Below are 20,019 nucleotides of genomic sequence, written 5' to 3' on the forward strand. Positions count from 1 at the left end.
TGTTGTCACGTAAAACCCTCCAACTGTCTTGTCACTAGAATATACATACTATAACCTTTTTCATTTATTGTGACAATCCCTTTACAAATTCAAATTGTTCCGAAAATTTCTAAAGAACTATAGATATAAATGCAAAAATAAGTTAAAATGTCTTTTATAGAAAAACAGTTGTCTTTTCAAGATGAACAACTGTAATTGAAGAACGTACAAAAAAGGAGCGCATTTATATGTGGAAAGGCTTAATTGAACAATACAAAGAATATTTACCCGTAACTGACAAAACACCAGCATTAACTTTACATGAAGGGAATACACCTTTAATCCGTTTAAACGCATTATCAGAAGAATTAGGAATCGATCTTCACGTAAAATATGAAGGATTAAATCCAACAGGTTCATTTAAAGACCGCGGTATGGTAATGGCTGTAGCCAAGGCTGTAGAAGATGGTAGTAAGTGCGTCATCTGTGCTTCAACAGGGAACACATCAGCGGCAGCGGCAGCATATGCAGCACGCGCTGGTATTCAATCGCTTGTTGTAATTCCAAAAGGAAAAGTAGCAGCAGGTAAATTAGCTCAGGCATATATGTACGGTGCAAAAATTATCGAAATCGACGGCAACTTCGACGAAGCATTACAAGCAGTACGTGATATTTCTGAAACAACAGACGTAGCACTTGTAAACTCTGTAAATCCTTATCGTTTAGAAGGTCAAAAAACAGCTGCTTTTGAAATTTGCGACCAATTAGGTGCTGCACCTGATATTTTAGCAATTCCTGTAGGTAACGCAGGTAACATTAGCGCTTACTGGAAAGGCTTTAAAGAATATAACCAGAAGAAAGGTACAACACTTCCAAAAATGTTCGGTTTCGAAGCTGAAGGTGCTGCAGCGATTGTACAAGGCGCACCAATTGCAAAACCTGAAACAATTGCAACAGCGATTCGTATCGGTAACCCTGCAAGCTGGAAATTAGCTGAAGCAGCACGCGATGAATCACATGGTAAAATTGGTGCTGTAACAGACGAAGAAATTTTAAATGCATACCGTTTAATCGCTGCAAAAGAAGGTATTTTTGCTGAGCCAGGTTCAGCTGCTTCTGTGGCAGGTGTTATTCAATCCGTTCAAAATGGTTCAATTCCAAAAGGCAGTAAAGTCGTAGCCATTTTAACAGGTAACGGTTTAAAAGACCCTGATACAGCTGTTTCTGCGTCAACAATCAGCATGGTTTCTTTACCAAATAACGAAGAAAAAATCCGCGAATACATCGAGGGTGTTCTATGAGTAAAATGTGGTCCATCTCCGTTCCTGGAAGTACGGCAAATCTTGGACCGGGATTTGATTCGGTTGGACTCGCATTAGGTCTTTACTTAAAACTAGACGTTACATTACAAGATGAATGGCAGTTTGTGCACCATTCAACTCATTTACCAGTTGAAATCATCGTGGAAGATCACCTTGTTTATCAAGTGGCGCAACAAGTAGCTCAAAAATTCAATGTACAACTACCTGCTTGCAAAGTGGACATGTATAGTGAATTACCACTCGCACGTGGTTTAGGCAGTAGTGCTTCTGCGATTGTCGCTGCAATCGAACTTGTCAATGTCGTATGTGATTTACAATTAGATGAACAAGCAAAATGTGCATTATCTTCTGAGATTGAAGGTCATCCAGATAACGCTGCTGCTTCTGTATGTGGTGGATTAGTTGTAGGGGCGACATTACCAAATGGCGAACTCCACTTAGTTAATGAAAAACAAGTAGACGCTGCTTTCGCTGTCTTTATTCCAAATGTCGAATTAAAAACAGCCGAGGCTCGTAAAGCGCTCCCTACTACATATGAAAAAGGATATGCAGTACATGCAAGTGCATATAGTAACCTACTTGTCGCAGCACTTTTAAAACAAGACTACGCATTAGCTGGACAATTCATGGAAGCAGATTTATTCCATGAACCGTTCCGCGCTCATTTAATTCCAAACTATGAAACGATTCGTACATTAGCACGCGATCATGGAGCTTTCGGTACTTCTATTAGCGGTGCAGGCCCTACGATGATTTCATTAATTGAATCATCTAAAGTAGAGGCATTCGTTGAAAAGATGCAACAGTACTTACCTGACTATACAATCAAAGCAGCACATGTGGATACACAAGGTGTGCAAGTGACTGTTCAAAACGGATAGATAAAAAGTATTCATTATAAAAAGGTAGGAGTCATATCAAATGGCTTCTACCTTTTATGTTTTTTTATAGTTGTGTAAAATGATATAAATGTTCACTCACAAATGCTTCAAATTGTTTCGCAACTTGTGGAATGTAGCGGTCTTTCATCGTCGCAATCCCAATTCGACGCTCGCAAACTACATCGGTTACATGCAGCCTTTTAATTTGATAGCCATCAATTCTCTGTAAATCAGGTAACAAGCCCACTCCAAAACCTGCTTCTACAAAACTTGCGACCGTATGAAATTCTTCCCCTTCAAATACGATATCAGGAGAAATACCAACCTGTTCAAAAACATGATTCTGAATTTGTCGTAAAGAGTTTCCTTCTTTAATCGTCACAAAAGGATCTTCTGCTAAATCTTGTAATCGAACCGTATCTTGTTTGGCAAAACGATGATGAAGTGGCACAATAACATATACTTCTTCACGCCACAGTTCCCGCCAATCAATCGGAATATCTGTTTCTAAATGGGGAATTAGACAAAGATCACATAGACCTTTATTTAAGTCTTGTACAAGAGGTAACGAGTTCCTTTGAACAAATTCAAAATCCGTCTCCGGATACTCTTTTTGAAATGCCTGAACAGCTCTTGAAACTAATCTCGTTCCCATCGAGTGTGTAAAACCAATCGCAACAGTTCCAGAATTCGGTGCAACCAAATCACGTATTTCCTGTTTAGCTTCATCTAGTATTTGAGTGATTGGTTCTGTTCTTTCTAAGAATAAAGCGCCATAACGATTGAGCCGAATCGCGCGTCCTACTCGTTCAAATAGCGGCGCCCCCACCTCATGTTCAAGTTGTGAAATTGCCTTACTGAGCGCTGGTTGTGATATATTCAAAACCTCTGCTGCACGCGTCATATGTTCTAAACGTGCAACCGTCTGAAAATACTTTAACTGTTGTAAGTCCATGTCCCCCACCCCTTCCATCCATAACCAAATCGAATGAATTCAATCAATATAATAGATTGTTATTATGAATTGTAACTCATTATAATAAAAAGAAACAAGAATTTCGGAGGTTGCTATCGTGAAATACATTGAAAAAGGATCACGCGCTTTTCGTTTTACCACATTCGCTTTATTTGCGGGTGCTTTTAGTACGTACGCCAATCTTTACATGACGCAACCTGTTCTTCCCATGATTGCTGATACATTTAATATCTCACCCGCAACAGCCTCTCTCTCGCTCTCTTTAACAACTGTTGCACTTGCTATTTGTATGTTAATTGTCGGCTCTGTTTCTGAAGCATGGGGACGAAAAAATTTAATGACTTTCTCAATGATAGCTGTAGCCATTTTATCAATCGCAATTGCCTTTGCTCCTTCCTTTGGCGCACTACTCACATTACGCATTATCCAAGGCGCTGTGTTCGCTGGTCTCCCTGCAATCGCCATGGCTTATTTAGGAGAAGAAATTGAGCCAAAAAGCTTAGGCATTGCGATGGGCCTCTACGTGAGTGGTAGCTCAATTGGTGGCCTTGCAGGACGCGTTATGATGGGGGCTGTTAGTGATGTCTATGACTGGCATATCGCGATGCTCTCCATCGGTGTTTTAAGTTTAATTTTGGCTGTCGCATTCTATCTTTTACTACCAAAATCAAAACATTTTGTCCCTGCAAAATTAGCCTTTAAACCTTTAGCACATTCTATGGTTGAACACTTAAAAGATCCAGGTCTACTTCTGTTGTTTAGTCTTGGTTTTGTTTTAATGGGTTCATTCGTAACGCTTTATAATTATATTAGCTTTTTACTAATCGCCCCTCCCTATAACCTAAGTCAGACACTTGTAGGCAGTATCTTCGTTGTCTATTTAGTGGGAACATTCAGTTCTACATGGATGGGAAAATTAGCAGATCGACATGGTCAATTCGCGATGATTTTACTAGCGATTCTACTCATGTTAAGTGGTGCTGTTTTAACTCTTTTCAATAGTCTACTCTTTATTTTAATTGGTATTGCATTATTCACATTCGGCTTTTTTGGCGGACATGCGATTGCAAGTAGCTGGGTGAGTGCGCGTGCTTCACATGATAAGGCGCAAGCTTCATCGCTTTATTTATTCTTTTATTACGTCGGTTCCAGTGTCGGTGGAACAATTGGCGGTTTCTTCTGGCTATCATTCGGTTGGTTCGGCGTTGTTTGTTTCCTAAGTGGTATTTTAATACTTGGTGTCGGATTAACATTCGCCTTACACAAATACATTCTATTTGAACAACGCGAAAAGCGTGTAGCTCTAAAACGATTATCACATAAAAAAAGCACATAAAGAAAAGGTGAATCGCTCTCACAAACGATTCACCTTTTTTCTACTTTTCAAGTTGTTTAAATACTCGTTTTCGACGCTCGTACCATAATAAAGCAAGTGCAAATACCGTATATCCCAGTGCCCAACCACTCACCACATCTGATAAATAATGTCGAGACTCGGCAACACGTGATAAACCGATACAAAATGCAATAACAATCGCAATACTCATCGCGATAACTTTTGTCTTTTTCGTTTGATATTCTGTCGTAATGTACGCCACTGTTAACAGATAAAGTAATCCCGTCATTGCATGTCCTGAAGGAAAACTAAAACTTGTCAATTGTTCTAAAATGTATGGTCGATCTCGTTTAATAAGACCTTTCACAAATAAATTCACGAGATTGCCACCTGCAATCGTAATTAATACAAAAATCATACCACGAAAGTTTTGTGCTTTAACCCATAGCCAGATTAACAAGAGAACCGCGACGATGACAACAAATATCGGTTCACCAATATAGTGGAACGGAATTAAAAACTCATTCCCCTTTAATAAATGACTTCCCCACTCATCAAAGTCATATACCCAAACTGATTTTAAATTAAATGCGAAAATAAGGAATACAATAAATGTGAGAATTCCTAAAATATATTTCACCGAAAAACACTTCCTTTTCTTTTCTCGTTACTATTTAACCACCTTTTATTCCAAAATATATTTTTCAGATTATTCTTTACATTATACTGGAGGAAAAGGAGGAATTCATTATGCATTATCATACGATTATTATCGGTGCAGGTTCCATGGGAATGCCGACAAGTTACTTTTCTGCAAAAAATGGTCACAAAACGTTACTAATTGATACATATGAACCACCTCATACATTTGGAACACATCATGGGGATACACGTATTATTCGTTATGCCTATGGCGAGGGAGCTCAGTATGTACCTCTTGCGCTTCGTGCTGCTACATTATTTACAGAAGCTGAACATCTCACAAAAAGAAAACTTTTAGAAGAAGTTGGGGTATTGAATATTGGAAAAGAAGATACCGATTTCATGCAAAATGTATTTAAAAGTGCGGAACGTTTTCAATTACCGATCGAGAAACTTTCGACAAGTGACATCGAAAAGAGATGGACAGGTATAAATTTAGTACACAATGAAATTGGGGCTTACGAGCCGAATGCTGGGTTTTTACATGTAGAGGAATGCATTCGTGCCTATAAAGACTTGGCGTCTCAAGAAGGCGCTGTATTTGCTTTTAACGAAAAGGTTGTATCCATTACAGAAGGAGATGGGCATGTAGAAGTTAAAACGAATAAAAGTTGCTATACCACAGACTATCTCATTGTAACGGCAGGTGCTTTCGTAAAAGAATTGATGTCTTCTATTCATTTACCCCTTCCTGTCACAATTTTGCGCAAAACATTTGCATGGTACGATTCAGATGAACGATTTTCAGAACAAAACTTTCCTTGCTTTAGTTTTGAATTAGAAAATGCAACTTACTATGGATTTCCAAGTGTAAATGGTACAGGGCTTAAAATTGGGCGACATGATGGAGGCGTCGTCATCGATCCAAATAAAGACAGAGACGATTTTAACCTTTCAGACCAAGAAGAATTAGATGAATTCTTACATGAATACATGCCCAGTATTCAAAATTTGAAGTTCGGTAAAACTTGTATGTATGATATGACACCGGATGAAGACTTCATTATTGACTATTTCCCAGGAAATGACCGAATTGTTTTAGCGAGTGGCTTTAGTGGACATGGCTTTAAATTCGCGAGTGCTATTGGAGAATTACTTGTGGATATGACGAATAAAAAAGATGTAAACTTTGACTTATCTCTCTTCTCTTTAGAGAGATTTAAAAATTCATAACATAAAAAGGGTAATCGCTTTATATCGCGATTACCCTTTTCTCATCATTATTATTTTAATGCTGCTGAAGCGTCTGTTACCATTTGTGATACTGATTCGATACCGCCACCTGCTAAGTACCAAGTTTCAGCATTTAGGTAAACAATTTTACCGTTTTTATAAGCATTTGTTTTCTTAATTAATTCGTTCTCTAAATCTTTTTTAACTGAAGATTTTTCGCCGATTGCTGAATCACGGTCGATTACGAATAATACATCTGGATTTTTCTCATAAACATATTCTGAAGTAACTGTTTGACCATGTGTTGATACTTCAATTTTCTTGTCTGTTTGACCAAAGCCAAATACATCATGAATTAAACCAAAACGAGAACCTGCACCGTATGCACTTAAGCTACCTTGTGTACCTAATACGATTAATGCTTTTTCATTTGCTTTTGTTGCTTTTTCATTTAATTCTTTAATTTGATCATCTACTTTTGCTAATTCTGTTTTTACAGCGTCTTCTTTATTGAAGATTTTACCTGCTAATTCAGTGTTTGCTTTGAATGAATCCATGTAGTTTGTTGTATCAATACCTACATATACAGTTGGAGCGATTTCGTTAAATTCTTTGAATTGAGAAGCTTGACGACCTGAGATAAAGATGACATCTGGATTTAATTCAGCGATTTTTTCAAAATCAGGCTCTTTTAATCCACCAACATTTGCATATTTTGAATCTTTATATTGTTTTAAGTAAGCAGGAATGTTTTGTTGTGGTACACCTACTACGCGATCTGATAATCCTAAAGCATCCAATGTATCTAAATAACCCATATCAAATACGACAACTTTTTTAGCGTCTTTTGGTACGTTTACAGTTTCTTTTACTGTGTTTGTTGATTTACCATCTTCACTTGTTACACCGAAGTTATTTTCGATTTTAATTGTATCATCATTTGAAGCTGCGTTTGATTTTTCATCCTTTGTTGAAGAACCACATGCTGCTAAAGCTAATACTAAACACATTAATACGGCTGCGAATGCCCATTTTTTCATGATTAAAAATCTCCTTTTATTTTGAATTAAAGTACACACAAATACGACAATCATTCATTTCTTGAATTGGAATGTCCATATCATAAATCTCTTTCAATGAAGCGGTGTTAATAATATCTTCTGTTGGACCATCTTTAACGATTCGTCCATCTTTTAAAGCGACAATGCGGTCTGAGTAAACAGATGCAAAGTTAATATCATGTAAAACAATGACAACTGTTTTACCAAGTTCATCGACTAATTTACGAAGAATTTTCATAATTTGAACGGAATGTTTCATGTCTAAGTTATTAAGTGGTTCATCTAATAGCACGTATTCTGTATCTTGTGCAATAACCATTGCGATAAAAGCACGTTGGCGCTGACCACCTGATAACTCATCTAAAAATGAATGTTGCATATCTTCTAAGTTCATATAAGCAATCGCTTTGTCTACCATTTCCTCATCCTCTTGATTCAAGCGACCACGCGAATAAGGAAATCTACCGAAGGCAACAAGTTCACGAATGGTTAAGCGAACATTCATGAAGTTCGATTGCTTTAAAATCGAAACACGTTTTGCGAATTCATTTGATTTAAATGATTTTACATCTGAAGCATCTAACAATACTTCACCTGAATCGGCATTCATCAAGCGACTCACCATTGAAAGTAATGTCGATTTACCTGCACCATTTGGTCCGATAAAAGATGTGATTTTTCCTGGTTGGATATCAACCGTTACCGCATCAACTACCTTTTTCTTACCGAACATTTTTGAAATATCTTTTACTGAGATCATGATGCACGACTTCCTTTCAATAATAAGTAGATAAAGTAAATACCACCGACAAAGTTAATAATGACACTTAGCGTTGTCGAGAATGTAAAGATTCTTTCTACAATAAACTGACCACCAATTAAAGCAAATAAGCTAAAAAGGATCGCCCCTGTGATTAATACAGAGTGTTTATATGTATGGAAGAATTGATACGATAAGTTGGCAACAATCAAACCAAAGAATGTAATTGGACCAACAAGAGCTGTCGATGTAGCAATTAAGATTGCTGATAGAACTAGCATTGTTTTCACAACGCCATCGTAATTCACACCCAAGTTACGAGCATGGTCACGACCAAGAGAAAGTACATCGAGTTCACCCATCTTCGTCCAACCATATGCAATCGTTAGTACAACAATTACAAGTGATAGCCAAACTAAGTTTTGATTGACGTTGTTGAAGCTCGCAAACATCTTATCTTGTACATTCATAAATTCATTTGGATCAATTAGTACTTGAAGGAATGTTGATAGACTTCCGAGTAAAGTCCCAATGATAATCCCAACAAGTAATAAGAAGTAAATAGGCTGCCCTTCTTTTCTAAACATAAAGCGGTAAAGTATTAATGCGAATGCAATCATACCAACCATCGAGATAAAGAAGTTCAATGTTTGATTTAATACGAAAATACTTGCTGAACCGAATAAGAAAATAATAACGGTTTGCAGCAGCATGTACATCGAATCAAGCCCCATAATACTTGGTGTTAAAATACGATTATGTGTAATCGTCTGGAATGTAACGGTTGCATATGCAATCGCTACACCCGTAATCGCCATCGCTAACACTTTGATTAAGCGACGTGGAAATGCATAATGATAACTACCATTCAAGTTATAAAACACATATAAAGCTGCTGAGATTAATACTAAAACAGCAAGAATCGTAAGTTTTAATTTATTGTTGCGCATATGCTCGCCCCCTCATTAATAGATAAAGGAAGATGGCACTACCGATGACGCCTACCATGAGACTGATTGAGATTTCATATGGATAGATGAGCACTCGACCTAAAATGTCACAAATGAGTAGGAAAATCGCGCCTAGTAAAGCAGTATGCGGCAATGTTTTCGCTAAGTTATCGCCTTTGAAAATCGAGACGATATTTGGAATGATTAATCCAACGAATGGAATCACACCAACTGTTAATACAACAGATGTTGAAATAAGTGCCACTAACACTAAACCAAAGTTTACAATACGTTTGTATTTAATCCCTAAGTTTTTAGCAAAGTCTTCTCCCATTCCTGCAACTGTAAAACGGTTGGCATAAAAATAGGCAATGATGAGAATCGGAACACTTATGTAAAGAAGTTCATAACGACCTTTCAGAATCGTTGAGAAATCCCCTTGTAGCCAAGTTGATAAGTTTTGAATAATATTCATCTTATACGCAAAGAATGTCGTAATTGAATTTAGAATATTACCAAACATCATCCCGATTAAAGGAATAAAAATGGCGTCTTTAAATTTGATTCGATTTAAAATTTGCATGAATAATAGCGTGCCGGCTAGCGCGAATACAAAAGCAACGACCATTCTCTCAAGTAGGGTTGCATTCACAAAAATCATCATGGATACTAAAATACCAAGTTTGGTTGCATCGAGCGTACCAGCAGTAGTTGGTGATACGAACTTATTACGGCTCAAGCTTTGCATGATTAAACCTGCAATACTCATCCCTACACCTGCTAAGATGATCGCTACAAGTCTTGGTACACGACTAATCAAAAAGATTTGTGTCTCTTCTGAACCGAAGTCCAGTAAGTCCATTGGTGATATGCGACTCACTCCTACAAATAATGAAAGAAGTGATAACAATATAAGCGCTATAAAAAGATATCTTTTCTTCATTGTAATCCCCAATGTCGTTATTTATTTGAGTAGATGAAATGATAATGACTATCATTTACTCACTTCTACATTATAGCATGTTGATAATCATTTTCAATGACTAAATGATAAGTATTATCAGTTAATCCGTTTACAAATGATATATTCATACGATAAAAACCACTGTAAATCCTTACAATATAAGGATTCTTCAATACTATAATTTATTTCTGTTTACAGTAAAATTACATGAAAAGACACACTTTCGACACATTTCAATTGTGTACAATCAAAAAAGGAACCGTATCAATGAGATACGATTCCTTTTATATAGAAAGAACTTATTTAATTGAGCCCATCTTACGTGAAATCCATGGACTTAACATTAACATAATTAAGAATAGAACAATGGCTGCTCCACCTAAGAAACCGAAGTATTGTACTTCAGATACTTTATCAAACACTTTTGCAAATTGTGCATTTAGTGCTTGTGCTGCTGTACTTGTTAAGAACCATAATGCCATTGTTTGTGCAGCAAAGGCTTCTGGTGCTAATTTAGTTGTTGCTGATAAACCAACAGGTGACATTAATAACTCACCAAATACAACTAATAAGAATGATGCAACTAACCAGAATGGACTTACTAATGTTTTACCATCAGATAGAACCGCTGGGATAATCATAATTAAGAATGATGCACCTGCAAAGAATAATGAGAATGAGAATTTGATTGGTGTCGATGGTTGACGTTTACCTAATTTCACCCATAATGCTGCAAAAATTGGTGCAAAGATGATAATGAATAGTGGGTTCAATGATTGGAACCAAGCTGGTGCAATCTCAAATGAACCGATTGTTAAATCTGTACGACCTTCTGCATAACGCGCTAAAATCGTTGATCCTTGCTCTTGAATAATCCAGAACATAACACCTGTAATGAATAACGGAATATATGCAAGTAAGTGCGATTTTTCTTCTGCTTTTGTTTTCTTCGATGTAAACATCCAAATGAATACAGTGATTGGTGCTAATAAACCAACTACTGTGAAGAAGTTTACAGCATTACTAATTGAAATCCAGCCAAAGAATCCAGCAATCGCTAATAAAATTGCTGCAACAACTAAGACAACAATTGAATTTTTAATTAATTTCGCACGTTCTTCTTCATTTAATGGATTTGTCGGTTTTGCTCCAGCCATACCCAAGTTTTTCTTCTCTGTAATTTTATACATGACAAGACCTAAGAACATACCGATTGCAGCAATACTAAAACCTGCATGATAGTTATAGTTCTTTTGAACAGCCCCTACAACTAATGGCGCTAGGAATGAACCCAAGTTAATCCCCATGTAGAAAATACTGAAACCAGCGTCACGACGGTTGTCGCCTGGCTCGTAAATATCACCTACAACTGATGATACGTTTGGTTTTAATAGACCTGTACCTAAAATAATAAATACCATTGAGATGAATAATAATGTAATACCGCCTGGTAATGCTAAACAGATATGACCAAGCATAATCAGTACCCCACCCCAGAAGATGGTTCTACGTGATCCTAAAATACGGTCGGCAACCCAACCACCGATGATACCAGACATGTAAACCAATGAACCATAGATTGACATGATTGATGTAGCGGTTGTTTTATCAATACCTAAACCGCCATTTGCTACTGTATCGTACATGAAGTAAAGTAAGATGGCTCTCATACCATAGTAAGAGAAGCGCTCCCAAAACTCTGTAAAGAACAGTGTGAAAAGACCTTTCGGGTGACCGAAGAAGCCTCTTTGTGGAACTGACTTCGCAATTTGCTCTTTTGTTTCCATATAAACTCCTACTTTCAATTTCTTAAATAGTCAAATAATTTAATCAATATCTTTTTTTGAAAAGAGTATGTCCATTATACACACACAAAAATAACTTGTCAAAATTTAGAAAATTCTCATTTTTCAATAAAAAAGACTTAATTTTTACGTTAAAAACGCTTTATTAACAACAAACGTCATAAAATTTAAGTCTTTTCTTGTATTTCCATCATATACACTTTTTTCTATATGTCCTCTCTAAAAATACACATCCATATAAAAAAGCATTCCATAGAGGAAATATACCCCACTATAGAACGCTTCTAACTTTATTCTGTTATGATAAATGGCTTTAGTTTCGGTTCATGTTCTAAACGAACTTCCACTTTTAAATGCGTACCATCCTCTTCATAAGCTGTTTCTTTAATGCTCGCCTTTTCATTTAAAAATGAAACTAAATCGCCGCGATCATATGGAATACATACGTGAAGTGTGACATAGTCTGAGAAAACTTCTGAACGAATCATACCGATTAATTCATCTAGTCCTTTACCATCACGAGCCGATAACCAAATGCGATTCTGATTCACATATGGATACGTAATTTCTGTACAATCTGCTTTATTATAAACATAGATCGTCGGTACACCCTCTACGCCAACTGCTTGTAATGTTTTATTCGTTACTTCCATCATATATTCATGATCTTCATTCGAGACATCCACTACATGTAATAGTAAATCTGCATCGCGTGCCTCTTCAAGTGTCGAGCGGAATGCTTTCACCAAATGGTGAGGTAGTTTACTAACAAAACCCACTGTATCCGTAAGTAAAAACTTTTTACGGTCTTCTAATTCAATTTGACGTACTGAAGTTTCTAGCGTCGCAAACAGCATATCTTTTTCAAATACTTGCTTGTGTTCTTCATCACTCGTACGCGCCAATAGTTGATTCATAATCGTTGATTTCCCTGCATTTGTATAACCGACAAGTGATACAACCGGAATATTATTTTTACGGCGTTGTTTACGCTGTGTTTCACGTTGTTCTTTTACAACTTCTAAATCGCGACGAAGTTTTGTAATTTGCTCCTCGATTTTACGACGATCAAGCTCTAACTTCGTTTCACCAGCACCGCGGTTCGCAAAACCACCGCCAGTCGCACCACCTTGACGCGACAATGAGTTATACATACCGACTAGACGTGGTAGCATATATTGTAACTGTGCAATCTCAACTTGCATCTGTGCCTCTTTTGTTTTCGCTCGACGCGCAAAAATATCTAGAATTAGCATCGTACGGTCAATGACTTTACAATCTAAGTCTTTTTCTAAATTACGAATTTGTGCTGGTGACAATTCGTCATCGAAAATAACTAAGTTAGCGTCCATTGCTTCATATAAACTACGTACCTCATCAATTTTCCCCGTACCAACGTAATGCGAAGCTGTCACACGTTCTAAATTTTGCGTGATCACACCGACTACCTCTACATTTAATGCCTCTGCTAAATTCGCTAATTCTTCCATTGAGTATTCAAAGTGTGGGTCGTGACGTAAATTCACACCAACTAATATCGCTTTTTCTATAATTTGATCCAAAAAATTTCCTCCTTCATCTACTATACGGGCAAATTACATCTACCCTTTTTTGACAAAATAAAAAAAGGACAGAGCAAACATACGCTTACTCCCTCCTTTTAAATTGATGACTAATCGAATAGAAGACGTAATTCGCCGTATATGATGTATTTAATTGCATGTTGCATCATTCAATCGAATACGAATTACCATTTCGAAAAGCCTCCCGTCCTAAAAAGTTAATTTTATCCTATCATACTGCTATTCAATTGTCCAAGCCTTCACAACTTCAATCGTATGTAGGCGTTCTTTTTCATCTGCTGATTCCACGAATTCAAAAATTGTATTATCAAGTCGTAATGTATGATCCTTTGTTGGCAATGATAATAAGCGCGCCCATTGCGTTAGTTTTTGTTCAACATCATGTACATGGAAGATACATTTTTTAATCGTCAATTCTTCGTTATCTGGTTTTAACGTACCATCTTCACGCAACGTTTCAAGACGTTCTTCCATTCCTTGCTCCCATTCAATGAAGAACGGATATGGTAACGCATTTCCCACTTTTTGATCAATGAAAAGCATTTTCCAACGACGAATTTCTCCGCTCGCTGTTTTACGTTCAGATGGCAATACTCCACTTGTTTTATAGCCCATCTTTTTAAAGTAGCGATCCATCTTCTCTAAATTCTCAGAACGTAAACAAATTGAAGCAAATCCTTCACGTCCATCTACATCAAATAGTAATTGTTCGATTAACGGATGACGACTTTCTTTTGCTTTAGTTTCATTTTCGACTGATAGCCATTCAATGTAACTTGACTTCGTATAAAATAACGCATTATGTGTTCCCCATTGTAGATGTTGTCCGCCTACAACAGGATGAATGCCTGAAATCAATTCATTCGCTGCTACTTCTTCAGGACTTTTCTTCGTAAAATAAACGACATGATCTAATTCAAACATACAAGCACCCCTTATTTTTTAAAAAGACCGTAGCCCACTAAAATATGGAACTACGGTTTGTTAGTTTGATTATACCCTATTTATCGCGGCGTAATATCTCTTTTGTCTCTTCAAATTCACGTTCAATCTCTGGATTTGGTTTATATGTCATCAGACTGACAATAATCACAACAACGAATGCCGAGAAGAAACCTGGTACGATTTCATAAAGCATTCCATGCAGTTCTTTATTTTGTCCCCATACATAAGCAACAACTGCTCCGACAACCATACCTGATAGAGCACCCCAACGTGTGATTTTCTTCCAGAATAATGTTAAAAGAATGACTGGACCGAATGCTGAACCGAAGCCAGCCCATGCAAATGCAACTAATTCTAAAATTGTATTATCTTGATCCCATGCACCCCATAACGCAAATAATGATACAACTAATACAGCTAGTCGTCCCATAAATACATAGTGCTTATCTGACGCACTTTTATTAAATACTGCTTTGTAGATATCTTCAACTAATGCTGAAGATGTAACGATTAATTGAGAGGCAATCGTACTCATAATCGCAGCTAGAATTGCGGCTAACATAATACCTGCTACAAATGGATGGAATAGAATTTGTCCTAACGCGATAAATACCGTTTCAGGATTTTTCAGTGTCAAACCATGTTGTTGATAGTAAGCAATACCGACTAATGCTGTCGTCATCGCACCGAATAAACTTAATATCATCCAGCCGATACCAATGCGACGCGCTTGTTTTGTTTCTTTTACACTTGAAATCGCCATAAAACGCACGATGATATGTGGTTGACCGAAGTAACCTAATCCCCAAGCTAATGAAGAAATGACACCTGCTGTCGTAGCAGTCGCAAAGAAGCTTAAGTAATCTGGATTAACCTCTTTAATCGATGTTACTGTTTCACCAATGCCTCCTGTTACAAATACACCGACAATTGGTACTGTAACTAGAGCTAAAAACATGATTAAACCTTGAATAAAGTCTGTATAGCTTACGGCTAAAAATCCACCGAATAATGTATAGGCAACTACGACACCTGCTACTAGTAATAAACCTGAATGATAGCTATAACCGAATGAACTTTCAAAGAATACACCGCCGGATACCATACCTGACGATACATAAAATGTAAAGAATACTAAAATAATAAGTCCTGAAGCAATACGTAATAATTTAGATGAATCTTTTAGACGGTTATCTAAGTAACTCGGAATCGTAATCGAGTTATTCGATACTTGTGTATATACACGTAGACGTGGTGCAACTAATAACCAGTTCAAATATGCACCGACTGTTAAACCTACTGCAATCCAGCCTTCTACTAATCCAGAAGCATATACCGCCCCTGGTAACCCCATTAATAACCAACCTGACATATCAGATGCCCCTGCACTTAGTGCTGTTACAGCAGGTCCAAGTGAACGACCACCTAACATATAATCTGTTAAGTTACTCGTCTTTTTAAACGAGTACCAGCCAATTGCAAGCATTGCAACCATATAAAGAATAATCGCCAATAATTGATATGTATTATCTGTCATATCATTTCCCCCTTATGTAAGAATTAGGTTTCCCTTTGTATAATAACCATTAAATGGGTATTATTGTGATGTATAAAAATCATACCATAGGGAACATAAAATGTATATTATACGTACAAAATTTCTCGTTCAAACGTATAAATAACTATTTTAAAGAAACATTTCAGTTTTTCTATATTGACTATCTAATGAACTATGCTAAAATTTAGCTTATACTTCAATGCGTTGAAGCAAAAAAGTAGAACATGACACATTTACATAGATTTTTAGAGGAGGTCACACTATGTTTCGTATTCAAGCTAAAATCGCTCCTTCTGTATTAGAAGCCCTCCTTCTAATTTTAGGAATTATTGCGATTATGAGTGTATCCATTATTAAATTTGGTGCACTTCCACATATTCCGATTTTAATTTCCATTTTGTTATTACTTATTTATGGTGCATTTAAACGGATTTCATTTAAAGATTTAGAACTCGGCATGATGGACGGTGCGCGTGCGGGATTAGGCGCTATTTTTATTTTCTTCTTTATCGGAATTTTGATTAGCGCACTGATGATGGGAGGTACAATTCCTTCATTAATCTACGTCGGTTTCTTAACAATCTCACCACACTTCTTTTTCGCGATTGTCTTTTTAATTGCTTGTGTAGTCGGTGTAGCAGTCGGTAGTTCATTGACAACAACCGCTACAGTCGGTGTGGCATTCATCGGTATGGCTTCTGCTATGGATTTATCATTAGCGATTACAGCGGGTGCTATTGTCTCAGGTGCTTTCTTCGGAGATAAGATGTCACCATTATCTGATACAACAAATTTGTCATCATCTATTATGCAAGTTGATTTATTCGATCATATTAAAAATATGGCTTGGACTACTATTCCAGCACTTGTTATTTCAACCATTTTGTTTGCAATTTTGTCGCCAACGAAAGAATTAAAACAGACGGAAGCAATCGACCAATTCAAAGAAGCATTATTAAAAACAGATTTAATTCATTGGTATGCTTTTATCCCTGTCGCACTACTTGTCATCATGGCATTTAAAAAAGTACCTGCCATTCCAACATTAGCGATTACATCATTTGTTGCAATTATTATTGGGCTGTTTATTCATCCTTATACAGCTACTGAAGTGATGTCTATTCTATACGATGGCTTCAAATCTAATACAGGTTTAAAAGAGATTGATTCCTTACTAACACGTGGTGGTTTAGTCAGTATGTTCTCAACAATCGGTTTAGTATTACTTGCGCTATCAATGGGTGGATTACTCTTCACACTAGGTATTATTCAAGCCATTCTATTAAAAGTTGAACATTTATTACGTCGTCCACGCTCAGTAATTGCTGGAGCTGCTGGTACAGCGATCGGTATTAATACATTGATTGGTGAACAATATTTATCAATTTTATTAACAAGTGAAGCATTCCAAGATCAATTTAAAAAAGCAGGACTTCATAGTAAAAACTTAGCACGTGTAGTAGAAGATGCTGGTACGGTTGTAAATCCACTCGTTCCATGGAGTGTTTGCGGTATTTTTATTACAACTGTTTTAGCTGTTCCAACAACTGAATACTTCCCATTCGCTTTCTTCTGCTTATTATCACCGATTTTAACCGTTCTATTCGGTTTTACAGGCAAAACATTAACGTATTTAAAGTCAGACGAATCATAAGCGACTGTCATACTCCTTCTATTAAAAATGTGTTAAACTTACCCATAGTTTAAACGCATATAAAGTAGAAGGAGTTTTTATATGGAATTTCAAGAAATGTTAGAGCGTGTAACGACTTTACTAACAACCGAACAACTTATTTCTGCAACGATTAGTCAACCGCGTCAAAAATCAAATGAAGTAAAGCGCGTAAAGTTAAAACCGATTGCACTCAAAGGAATTTATCACATTCAATTCGAATATCAATACGAACGTATTTTAAAACATGAGAATGTGACACTGGACCAAGTAGCTGAAAAAGTCACACAGCTATTTGAAGACTTCCGACAGCTACAAGGTGAGTTCAAAGAAGAAGCGATTCAAATTCAATTATCAAAAAAGAATAAAGTACTCTTCAAAACGAATAAACAACAAAGTACAAAACAAGTGAACCTATCACATAACCGTAAAAAACAATATATTTTAGATCCTGATGTCCCACATCCATTCCTTATACGACTTGGTGTGCAAACAGAAGATGGCAAAGTCAAAAAACAAAAATACGATAAGTTCAAGCAAATTAATCGCTTTATTGAATTTATCGATGATTCACTTGAACACTTACCAAAAGACCGCACAATTCGTATTTTAGATTTCGGTTCAGGTAAATCCTATCTGACATTCGCGCTATATCACTATTTACACGAAATGAAAGGACTCGACTTACGTGTGACAGGTCTCGACCTTAAAAAAGAAGTCATTGAACATTGTGCTGAGATTGCACGCGATCTTCAATACGACCAACTTGAATTTTTAGTTGGTGATATTAATGACTACAATGATGAGAATGCAGTCGATATGGTCGTTACGCTTCATGCATGTGATGTTGCAACAGATATGGCATTATCGCGCGCGGTCAAATGGAATGCAAACGTCATTCTAAGTGTCCCTTGTTGCCAACATGAGCTGAACCGACAACTCGACGCTTCTCCACTCGATATCATGTTGCAACATGGTTTAGTGAAAGAACGCTTTGCTGCACTTGCCACAGACTCCATTCGAGCTGAAATTCTTCAACTTGTAGGTTATGAAGCGCAATTACTAGAATTTATCGATATGGAAAACACGCCTAAAAATATTCTCATTCGCGCTTATAAAACAGGTAAAAAACCGACCGAAGAACAACGTGCGCGTTACGATGCTTTCACGCAATTTTTACATGCAAAACCTTTCTTAGAAAATGAATTAAAAGATTATTTGTAAACGACTCGCACACCTATTTTCCAAGCGAAAATATGGTGTGTTTTTTCTATTTCACACACGCTTTCTTCCTATTTATTTATTTTGAAAGGATTTTCGAAAAACTTCTATAATTCTTCACTTTTTCGTGATACACTTTTTGAGAAATTTCTTAAAACATTCTTCTCTCTTTTTATTTATTGAAAAAGTATTGACTTCCAACTGATAATGATTATCATTGTTAGTAATAAATAACGAATCGAAAGAAGGATCATAATGAAATCAAAATCAATTTTAGCTACTATTCTTTTAGCAGGAACAGTATTAACAGCAGCATGCGGAAACACAGAAGATGCAAAAAAAGAGGATGCAACAGCTAAAACAGCTGAGCAACCTAAAACAGAGCAAGTTCAACTTGATCAAGAAGTTGCTGCTTACAAAGAATTTGCAATTGATCAATTAGACAAATTCACATCTTCTACTGAAGATTTTGTAAACGCTGTAAAAGCTGGTGATATGAAAAAAGCAAAAGAAATTTATCCAGTAGCTCGTATGTATTTTGAACGTTCAGAGCCGATTGCTGAAAGCTTTGGTGATTTAGATCCACGTATTGATGCACGTCTAGCTGATATAAAAGATGAAGGTAAGGGCGAAGAAGATTGGTCTGGTTACCACAAGTTAGAGCGCGCATTATGGGTAGAAAAAACAACTAAAGGCTATGAAAAAGTTGCAGATCAATTATTAGCCGATTCAAAAGAATTACGCGCACGTGTTGAAACAGTTGAAGTAACACCAAAACTAATGGTCAACGGTGCGGTTGATTTATTAAATGAAGTATCAACATCAAAAATTACAGGTGAAGAAGAAATCTATTCTCATACTGACTTATATGACTTTAAAGCCAATATCGAAGGTGCAGAAAAAATCTTTACAATCTTAGAAAAGAAAATTCAAGATAAAGACCCTGCACTTGCTGAAAATCTAACAAAACAATTTAAAAACGTAAACGATTTATTAGCAAAACATGAAACAAAAGATGGTGGTTTTGTATCTTACACAAAATTGAAAAAAGAAGATACACAAGCTCTTTCTCTAGCTGTTAATCAACTTGGCGAGCCATTAGCTCAAATGGGAACAATCTTGGAGTGATTT

Annotated in this window: 17 protein-coding genes; 7 read left to right on the plus strand and 10 right to left on the minus strand. The window is 36.6% G+C overall.

Annotated features, from left to right (window positions below):
• The first annotated feature begins 227 nt into the window (after positions 1-227).
• Positions 228-1,280 carry a threonine synthase gene (gene thrC, locus QN089_RS13635; RefSeq protein WP_285215514.1) on the plus strand — a complete coding sequence of 351 codons (1,053 nt, stop codon included), beginning with the start codon at positions 228-230 and terminating at the stop codon, positions 1,278-1,280.
• A complete protein-coding gene (gene thrB / locus QN089_RS13640) occupies positions 1,277-2,182 on the plus strand; it encodes a homoserine kinase (RefSeq protein ID WP_285215515.1) in 906 nt (301 codons plus the stop codon). The genes thrC and thrB overlap by 4 nt, the downstream gene beginning before the upstream one ends.
• A 64-nt stretch (positions 2,183-2,246) precedes the next feature.
• Here thrB and QN089_RS13645 read toward each other — a convergent pair whose 3' ends face one another.
• Complete coding sequence (locus tag QN089_RS13645; protein WP_285215517.1) at positions 2,247-3,137, minus strand: LysR family transcriptional regulator; 891 nt, start codon at positions 3,135-3,137, stop codon at positions 2,247-2,249.
• A gap of 118 nt (positions 3,138-3,255) precedes the next feature.
• Between QN089_RS13645 and QN089_RS13650 the strand changes: the two genes are divergently transcribed.
• Entirely contained in the window at positions 3,256-4,494 is a 1,239-nt protein-coding gene (locus QN089_RS13650; RefSeq protein WP_285215518.1) for an MFS transporter, read from the plus strand.
• Between the two features lie 40 nt (positions 4,495-4,534).
• Here QN089_RS13650 and QN089_RS13655 read toward each other — a convergent pair whose 3' ends face one another.
• Complete coding sequence (locus QN089_RS13655; RefSeq protein WP_087681089.1) at positions 4,535-5,134, minus strand: phosphatase PAP2 family protein; 600 nt, start codon at positions 5,132-5,134, stop codon at positions 4,535-4,537.
• A 110-nt stretch (positions 5,135-5,244) separates the two neighbouring features.
• On the opposite strand from QN089_RS13655, the gene solA reads away from it, so the two are divergent.
• Positions 5,245-6,369: an N-methyl-L-tryptophan oxidase gene (gene solA, locus QN089_RS13660; RefSeq protein ID WP_285215519.1), complete on the plus strand. Its 1,125-nt coding sequence runs from the start codon at positions 5,245-5,247 to the stop codon at positions 6,367-6,369.
• 50 nt (positions 6,370-6,419) lie between these two features.
• Here the strand turns inward: solA and QN089_RS13665 are convergent, their stop codons facing one another.
• The 8 genes from QN089_RS13665 to putP all read right to left on the minus strand — a co-directional run bounded on the left by QN089_RS13665 (position 6,420) and on the right by putP (position 15,974).
• Entirely contained in the window at positions 6,420-7,409 is a 990-nt protein-coding gene (locus tag QN089_RS13665; protein WP_068450495.1) for a siderophore ABC transporter substrate-binding protein, read from the minus strand.
• Between the two features lie 16 nt (positions 7,410-7,425).
• On the minus strand, positions 7,426-8,190 hold the full coding sequence (locus tag QN089_RS13670; protein ID WP_068450493.1) for an iron ABC transporter ATP-binding protein: 765 nt from the start codon (positions 8,188-8,190) through the stop codon (positions 7,426-7,428).
• The gene (locus tag QN089_RS13675; protein ID WP_087681087.1) at positions 8,187-9,140 is read right to left on the minus strand and encodes an iron chelate uptake ABC transporter family permease subunit; all 954 of its coding nucleotides are present in this window, start codon (positions 9,138-9,140) and stop codon (positions 8,187-8,189) included. The genes QN089_RS13670 and QN089_RS13675 overlap by 4 nt, the downstream gene beginning before the upstream one ends.
• Positions 9,127-10,083 carry an ABC transporter permease gene (locus QN089_RS13680; protein ID WP_068450486.1) on the minus strand — a complete coding sequence of 319 codons (957 nt, stop codon included), beginning with the start codon at positions 10,081-10,083 and terminating at the stop codon, positions 9,127-9,129. The genes QN089_RS13675 and QN089_RS13680 overlap by 14 nt, the downstream gene beginning before the upstream one ends.
• Before the next feature lie 320 nt (positions 10,084-10,403).
• On the minus strand, positions 10,404-11,891 hold the full coding sequence (locus tag QN089_RS13685; protein WP_068450485.1) for a peptide MFS transporter: 1,488 nt from the start codon (positions 11,889-11,891) through the stop codon (positions 10,404-10,406).
• A 308-nt stretch (positions 11,892-12,199) separates the two neighbouring features.
• A complete protein-coding gene (gene hflX / locus QN089_RS13690; RefSeq protein WP_285215521.1) occupies positions 12,200-13,471 on the minus strand; it encodes a GTPase HflX in 1,272 nt (423 codons plus the stop codon).
• 240 nt (positions 13,472-13,711) lie between these two features.
• On the minus strand, positions 13,712-14,416 hold the full coding sequence (locus QN089_RS13695; protein ID WP_068450481.1) for a VOC family protein: 705 nt from the start codon (positions 14,414-14,416) through the stop codon (positions 13,712-13,714).
• A 76-nt stretch (positions 14,417-14,492) separates the two neighbouring features.
• Entirely contained in the window at positions 14,493-15,974 is a 1,482-nt protein-coding gene (gene putP / locus QN089_RS13700; protein WP_285215523.1) for a sodium/proline symporter PutP, read from the minus strand.
• 283 nt (positions 15,975-16,257) lie between these two features.
• Between putP and nhaC the strand changes: the two genes are divergently transcribed.
• The 3 genes from nhaC to efeO all read left to right on the plus strand — a co-directional run bounded on the left by nhaC (position 16,258) and on the right by efeO (position 20,016).
• Entirely contained in the window at positions 16,258-17,649 is a 1,392-nt protein-coding gene (gene nhaC, locus QN089_RS13705) for a Na+/H+ antiporter NhaC (protein ID WP_087681086.1), read from the plus strand.
• Between the two features lie 81 nt (positions 17,650-17,730).
• On the plus strand, positions 17,731-18,891 hold the full coding sequence (locus QN089_RS13710) for a class I SAM-dependent methyltransferase (RefSeq protein WP_068450473.1): 1,161 nt from the start codon (positions 17,731-17,733) through the stop codon (positions 18,889-18,891).
• A 252-nt stretch (positions 18,892-19,143) separates the two neighbouring features.
• Entirely contained in the window at positions 19,144-20,016 is an 873-nt protein-coding gene (gene efeO / locus QN089_RS13715; protein WP_285215524.1) for an iron uptake system protein EfeO, read from the plus strand.
• Positions 20,017-20,019 lie beyond the last annotated feature (3 nt).

Source organism: Kurthia sp. YJT4 (assembly GCF_030219945.1).
Lineage (GTDB): Bacteria > Bacillota > Bacilli > Bacillales_A > Planococcaceae > Kurthia > Kurthia gibsonii.

What these genes read in the sequence shown, in the direction of transcription:
- thrC (WP_285215514.1), top strand. Translation starts at nt 228, where the DNA reads ATGTGGAAAGGCTTAATTGAACAATACAAAGAATATTTACCCGTAACT.
- thrB (WP_285215515.1), top strand. Translation starts at nt 1,277, where the DNA reads ATGAGTAAAATGTGGTCCATCTCCGTTCCTGGAAGTACGGCAAATCTT.
- QN089_RS13645 (WP_285215517.1), bottom strand. Translation starts at nt 3,137, where the DNA reads ATGGACTTACAACAGTTAAAGTATTTTCAGACGGTTGCACGTTTAGAA.
- solA (WP_285215519.1), top strand. Translation starts at nt 5,245, where the DNA reads ATGCATTATCATACGATTATTATCGGTGCAGGTTCCATGGGAATGCCG.
- QN089_RS13665 (WP_068450495.1), bottom strand. Translation starts at nt 7,409, where the DNA reads ATGAAAAAATGGGCATTCGCAGCCGTATTAATGTGTTTAGTATTAGCT.
- QN089_RS13670 (WP_068450493.1), bottom strand. Translation starts at nt 8,190, where the DNA reads ATGATCTCAGTAAAAGATATTTCAAAAATGTTCGGTAAGAAAAAGGTA.
- QN089_RS13675 (WP_087681087.1), bottom strand. Translation starts at nt 9,140, where the DNA reads ATGCGCAACAATAAATTAAAACTTACGATTCTTGCTGTTTTAGTATTA.
- QN089_RS13680 (WP_068450486.1), bottom strand. Translation starts at nt 10,083, where the DNA reads ATGAAGAAAAGATATCTTTTTATAGCGCTTATATTGTTATCACTTCTT.
- QN089_RS13685 (WP_068450485.1), bottom strand. Translation starts at nt 11,891, where the DNA reads ATGGAAACAAAAGAGCAAATTGCGAAGTCAGTTCCACAAAGAGGCTTC.
- QN089_RS13695 (WP_068450481.1), bottom strand. Translation starts at nt 14,416, where the DNA reads ATGTTTGAATTAGATCATGTCGTTTATTTTACGAAGAAAAGTCCTGAA.
- putP (WP_285215523.1), bottom strand. Translation starts at nt 15,974, where the DNA reads ATGACAGATAATACATATCAATTATTGGCGATTATTCTTTATATGGTT.
- nhaC (WP_087681086.1), top strand. Translation starts at nt 16,258, where the DNA reads ATGTTTCGTATTCAAGCTAAAATCGCTCCTTCTGTATTAGAAGCCCTC.
- QN089_RS13710 (WP_068450473.1), top strand. Translation starts at nt 17,731, where the DNA reads ATGGAATTTCAAGAAATGTTAGAGCGTGTAACGACTTTACTAACAACC.
- efeO (WP_285215524.1), top strand. Translation starts at nt 19,144, where the DNA reads ATGAAATCAAAATCAATTTTAGCTACTATTCTTTTAGCAGGAACAGTA.